Source organism: Mesorhizobium sp. M8A.F.Ca.ET.218.01.1.1 (assembly GCF_004791165.1).
Taxonomy (GTDB): Bacteria; Pseudomonadota; Alphaproteobacteria; order Rhizobiales; family Rhizobiaceae; genus Mesorhizobium.
On the sequence record NZ_SRUZ01000088.1, the window covers coordinates 1 to 357 of the forward strand.

Here is a 357-nt window from a genome sequence, read left to right on the forward strand (position 1 = left end):
CATCGCATGGGCACGGCGGCGCTCCTCCCGGATCGCCGGGGCAGGGCTTTTGCTCTACGCTACGTAGCAGGTGAACATACTGGCTGCCGGCGAGGACAAGGCACGCGCCATGGGCGGCGACGTATCCCGCGTGCGCCTGCTGCTGATCGTGGCCGCGATGTTGATGACTGCTGCGCGCGTCAGCGTTACGGCATCGTTGGCTGCGTGGGCCACTGATTTCTAGACTAGCCGTGCACATGGTTGTCTCCGCAGTGCTGCCCGTGTCGGCGCTGATCGGCGGCGGTTTGCTGCTCGGCATTGGCAATCTCGCGCGCCCTGCCTGACACGATAGAGATTCAACTCGGCATCCCACCTGGC

Annotated in this window: 1 protein-coding gene; it reads left to right on the forward strand. The window is 65.0% G+C overall.

What is annotated here, in order from left to right; translation table 11 throughout:
- Nucleotides 1–70: 70 nt before the first annotated feature.
- Complete coding sequence (locus EN861_RS34510) at nucleotides 71–223, forward strand: iron chelate uptake ABC transporter family permease subunit (protein ID WP_127311630.1); 153 nt, start codon at nucleotides 71–73, stop codon at nucleotides 221–223.
- Nucleotides 224–357 lie beyond the last annotated feature (134 nt).